This is a genomic window from Hydrogenovibrio sp., assembly GCF_049975065.1.
In the GTDB taxonomy this organism is placed as follows: Bacteria; Pseudomonadota; Gammaproteobacteria; order Thiomicrospirales; family Thiomicrospiraceae; genus Hydrogenovibrio.
Window position 1 is genome coordinate 1 of the sequence record NZ_JBNGDN010000070.1, and the last position, 5,183, is coordinate 5,183.

A 5,183-nucleotide genomic window follows, 5' to 3' on the forward strand; every position below is an offset into this window, starting at 1 on the left:
GACACGGCCCTTTCACGGCTGTAACAGGGGTTCGACTCCCCTACGGGACGCCACTATTTCAAAACCCGACTCGTTCGGGTTTTTTTATGTCTGAAAATCCTATGCCCGTTACCTTTTGTCAAAAAATGTCTGGATTTTGCCACGAACTCCTCTCCAGGCTGGCCAAATTCAAATGCCTGTCAAAAAAAATCGCTATTCTTATTAAAAAGTCCCTTTTTAAGTGTATCGTTATTGATTAATATGGTGGCACGAACGAATTACGTTAATTTCTTTATAAAGTTTAAAATTTTGGAGTGGTTATGTCTCAAGCGGATATCGGACTAGTTGGGTTAGCGGTGATGGGTCAAAATTTGGTTTTGAATATGGCCGATCATGGCTTTCGGGTCAGTGTGTTTAATCGTTCGAAAGCGAAAACGGATGAATTTATTCAGCACCGGGTAGAGGATCGCCCGATTGAAGGGTTTGACTCGCTAGAGGCGTTGGTCGGCAGTCTGAAGTCCCCGCGCAAGGTCATGCTGATGGTCAAAGCGGGTGAGGTGGTGGATCACTTTATCGAGCAGTTGATTCCTCTGCTGGACAAAGGCGATGTCATTATTGATGGCGGCAATTCGCTTTACACCGACTCCATTCGACGTACCCGCGAATTGCAGGAAAAAGGCTTGCTGTTCATCGGCACCGGTGTTTCCGGCGGGGAAGAAGGGGCGCGTCACGGCCCGTCGATTATGCCGGGCGGTGACCCGGCGGCCTGGCCGTTGGTGAAGCCGATTCTGCAGGGCATTGCGGCTCAGTCGGAAGGCGAAGCCTGTTGTGACTGGGTGGGGCCGGAAGGCGCCGGACATTATGTGAAGATGGTACATAACGGCATTGAATACGGTGACATGCAATTGATTTCCGAGGCCTATCAGTTGATGCGAGAGGGGCTGGGCATGTCGGCCGACGAATGTCGCGAAGTTTTTGCCAAGTGGAACCGTGGCGTGCTGGATTCGTATCTGATTGAGATTACGGCAGATATTCTAACGTTTAAGGATGAAGACGGTGAGCCGTTGGTGGATAAGATTCTGGATGCCGCCGGGCAGAAAGGCACGGGGAAATGGACGGGGATCAGCTCGCTTGAAATGGGGGTGCCCTTAACGCTGATTACCGAGTCGGTTTATGCGCGCTGCTTGTCTTCCCTGAAAAATGAACGAATGGAAGTGGCCAAGCACTTTCCCCGTGTCGAGCAATCCTTGGATGTTGATAAGGAAGCCATGTTGCAGGCCATTCATGATGCGCTTTATGCGGCGAAAATCATTTCCTATGCGCAGGGTTATATGCTGATGTCGCAGGCAGCGAAAGAATTTCAGTGGGATCTGAATTACGGCGGCATTGCTTTGATGTGGCGCGGCGGTTGTATTATTCGCAGTACCTTCTTGGGCGAAATCAAAAAAGCTTATGATGCGGATGCCAACCTGACCAGTCTGTTAAAGGCACCGTTTTTTGAACAGGCCATTAAAGCGGCGGAAGCCAATTGGCGTCAGGCGGTGGTTTTTGGGGTGCAAAGCCAGATTCCAACCCCGGCATTGAGCTCGGCACTGGCGTTTTTTGACGGTTACCGCAGTGAGCGAGTGGCCGCCAATTTGTTGCAGGCACAGCGTGATTATTTCGGAGCGCACACCTATGAACGTGTGGATGCGCCACGCGGTCAATTTTTCCATACCGATTGGATTCGCTCCGGCGGTAATGTCAGTTCGACAACTTACGAGGTGTAATCATGTCCCAAGCCTGTACCTATGTGGTGTTCGGTGCCACGGGGAATTTATCCTTGTCCAAACTCATGCCCGGTTTTTACCATCTGGATCAAATCGGACGTTTGGACGATGAGATGCGCATTCTGGCAATCGGACGTCGGGATTGGAGCCGTCAGGACTGGCTGGATGTGGTGAAACAGTCTTTGGAGCCGCTGGCACGCGGCGGCATGGATGAAACCACCTATCAACGTTTTGCCGACCGGTTGGATTATTTTCAGATGGACATTGACGATGCGGAGGCTTATCGTGCGTTGGCGGATTTAATTGCCACCGACGCTTGGCCGAATAACGCCGTCTATTATCTGTCGTTGGGGCCGGATCACTTTGCCAGTGTGGTCAGACAGCTTGGTCAAAGTGGCATGTTAACGGAAAGTGATGGCTGGAAACGGGTGGTGCTGGAAAAACCTTTCGGTTACGACTCGGACAGTGCCAAGCAGTTGCAGGTACAGTTGAATAAATACCTGAATGAAGATCAAACCTACCGAATTGACCATTATCTCGGCAAAGGCATGGTGCAGAACATTATGGTGTTCCGGTTTGCCAATCTACTGATGGAGCCTCTCTGGAACCGTAATTACATTGACCATATTCAGATTACCCATGCCGAAGATCGCCCGATTGGTACCCGTGCCGGTTATTACGATACCAGCGGCGCCATGCGCGATATGATTCAAAGCCATTTGCTGCAATTGCTGGCGTTGGTGACCATGGAACCGCCAGCCTCGATGGATGCCGAGGATCTGCGTGATGAGAAGGTCAAAATCCTCAAATCCATACGCCCGATTTTGAAGAAGAATGTGTCGTCTCAGGCGTATCGCGCTCAGTATGCGGCGGGTGAGATTCACGGCCAGCCAGTGCCGGGCTATCTGGACGAGCCTGGGGTGGCCGAAGACAGCATGACTGAAACTTATGCCGCTTTGAAGCTGTATATTGATAACTGGCGTTGGGCCGGGGTGCCGTTTTACATTCAGACCGGCAAGAATATGGCGAAAAACAAAATGCTGGTGTCGATTTGTTTTAAACATGCGCCCAAGCAATTCTTCCGTGACTCGCACATTCAGGAAATGGAACCTAACTGGATTATTTTCGGTATCCAGCCGGATGAGTCCATCAAAATCGAGATGATGGCGAAACAGCCAGGCCTGGAGATTAACACCGAACAAATCAGTCTGGATGCGTCCATGCGGCACGATGGCGAAACGCCAAACGATGCCTATGAAGAACTGTTGCTGGATGTGATAAAAGGCGATCGCTCGCTGTTCTTGCGTTACGATGAGGTGAAGGCGGCTTGGAAGGTGGTGGATCCGGTGATTCAGGTTTGGGCCACGGAAACCGGGTACATTGACAGCTACAAATCCGGTAGTTGGGGGCCGCAAGGGGCGAACAAACTGTTTGATTCGGTTGAGCAGGCTTGGCGATATCACACCCACCCGGAATCCGAGGCGAAAAAATGACGGAAATCAATGGATTGCCGAGTGATTGGATCGTTTTCGACTCGCCGGACGACGTGGCGGACTATGTGGTCGAGCATTTGTTGCAGTTGGCGGATGACGCGATTCGTGCGCGCGGACGCTTTACGCTGGTCACGGCGGGCGGCACTACGCCGCAATTGTGCTATCAGCGTTTGGCGCAACAGTCGGCGGATTGGGATAATTGGCATATTTACATGGGTGATGAACGGTGTCTGCCCGCTGAAGACGCTGAACGCAACAGCGTCAGTTTGACCCAGGCCTGGCTGTTTCAGGGAGACATTCCGGAAAAAAACATTCACTTTATGCCTACTGAACTCGGCGCGGAGCTGGCGGCTAAAGCCTATCGTGACACCGTCAATCGGATCGAAACCTTTGATGTGGTGCTGCTGGGCATGGGGGAAGACGGCCACACCGCGAGCCTTTTTCCGGGACACCTGCACCCGGAAGCGGATTCGGTGGTGACGGAACATCATTCTCCCAAGCCGCCGCCGGATCGGGTGAGTTTGTCTTATGACCGTTTAAGTCGTAGCCGAGTGGTGCTGAAGCTGATTACCGGTTCGGGTAAGCGCGAAGCGGTGAAGCAGTGGCTGGCCGGTGCGGATTTCCCAATCGTAAGGGTGCAGGGGCAAACCACACGGGTGCTGATTGACAGTGCCGCGCTTTAAAGTGGCGCAGGGGTTCCAATCCGACCCGTCTGCTGGATTCTCTTTTGACCAGGCCTGGGAGTTTCAGACATGGAGATTTCAGACATAAGCGAAAACCCGCGAGGGTGACACTGTAGACTCAGTGAACCGTCCGGGATTCGGCTTCATTGGCGCTTTTATTCAGATTAATGGATGTGGAGACCACGTTTTGAATCTGCTCCAGTTCGTCCAACAGGTCGCCGACATGGGTGTCTGGCTCGATTTCGATTTCCAGCGTCATTGCCACACTGCCGTCGGATTTATCGGTATGGGTGTCGGAGTTGATCAGGTTGATGTTCCAATCGGTGAGTTTGCTCATCACATCGCGCAATAAGCCTTTGCGGTCAAAGGCTAAAATATGCAGTTGCGCTTCGTAGGCTTGTGCTTCGGGTTTTTGGCCATGCCACGCCACTTCAATTAAACGTTGTTGTTCTTCGTAAGTCAGGTTGAGGATGTTCGGACACTCCTGCTTATGCACCGTAACCCCGCGTCCACGGGTAACGTATCCGATAATCTGATCGGATTCCGTCGGATGGCAGCAGGGCGCCAGCGTGGTTTTCAGTTGAGGCACGCCGACAACATAGGCCTGACCCGGTGCATTATCATTCAATGCTTCTGGCTCTAACAACCGTTTGTGTCTGATGAGTGTAGAGCGGTGATTATCGTCCGGTTTGATGAGTTTTTGGATGGCGTTGGTCAATTGCCGTTCGTTGATTTGACCCTTACCAATGGCTTCGTAAAAGTCATTGGTCGTGTCCAGTTTGAAGCGTTCCAGCAATTTTTCCGTTGGTATTTTGTCGGCCTGCAAGCGTCGAACCTCTTTGTGGTACAAGCTTTCGCCCGCTTCGATATTGGCTTCCTTGTTTTGCAGGTTAAACCAGTGGCGTACCTTGGTGCGCGAACGGCTGCTGCCGAGATAATGCAGATTAGGATTCAGCCAGTTTCGATTCGGTTTGCCGTCTTTGACGGACAGAATTTCAACCATGTCGCCGGTTTTCAGGCGGTAGGTGAGTGGCATGATTTTGCCGTTGATTTTTGCCCCACGACAGCGATGGCCCAGTTCGGAATGAATCTGATAGGCAAAATCCAAAGGGGTGCAGCCTTTATTTAAGGTAATGATCTCATTGGTCGGCGTCATCACATAGATGTGTTCGCTGAGCAGTTCGGTGCTGATTTCATTGAGTAGATCGGGGTTGTCGTTGTACTCCAGCATTTGGCGCACCAAATTAATGCTTTGCTCC

Annotated in this window: 5 protein-coding genes; 4 read left to right on the plus strand and 1 reads right to left on the minus strand. The window is 51.6% G+C overall.

Annotation, left to right across the window (positions count from 1 at the left end; genetic code table 11):
* The 4 genes from ACP5D0_RS08245 to pgl form a co-directional block, all read left to right on the plus strand.
* Positions 1 to 239, plus strand: a 239-nt coding sequence (locus tag ACP5D0_RS08245) for a hypothetical protein (RefSeq protein ID WP_472365206.1), incomplete at its 5' end; no start/stop codon positions are given.
* A gap of 60 nt (positions 240 to 299) precedes the next feature.
* A complete protein-coding gene (gnd, locus tag ACP5D0_RS08250; RefSeq protein WP_472365207.1) occupies positions 300 to 1,748 on the plus strand; it encodes a decarboxylating NADP(+)-dependent phosphogluconate dehydrogenase in 1,449 nt (482 codons plus the stop codon).
* 2 nt (positions 1,749 to 1,750) lie between these two features.
* Positions 1,751 to 3,241, plus strand: a complete 1,491-nt coding sequence (gene zwf / locus ACP5D0_RS08255; protein ID WP_472365208.1) for a glucose-6-phosphate dehydrogenase — start codon at positions 1,751 to 1,753, stop codon at positions 3,239 to 3,241.
* Positions 3,238 to 3,924, plus strand: coding sequence for a 6-phosphogluconolactonase (gene pgl / locus ACP5D0_RS08260; RefSeq protein ID WP_472365209.1), 687 nt, complete (start codon positions 3,238 to 3,240; stop codon positions 3,922 to 3,924). The genes zwf and pgl overlap by 4 nt, the downstream gene beginning before the upstream one ends.
* 118 nt (positions 3,925 to 4,042) lie before the next feature.
* Here pgl and ACP5D0_RS08265 read toward each other — a convergent pair.
* On the minus strand, positions 4,043 to 5,183 hold a 1,141-nt coding region (locus tag ACP5D0_RS08265), incomplete at its 5' end, for a TGS domain-containing protein (RefSeq protein WP_472365211.1).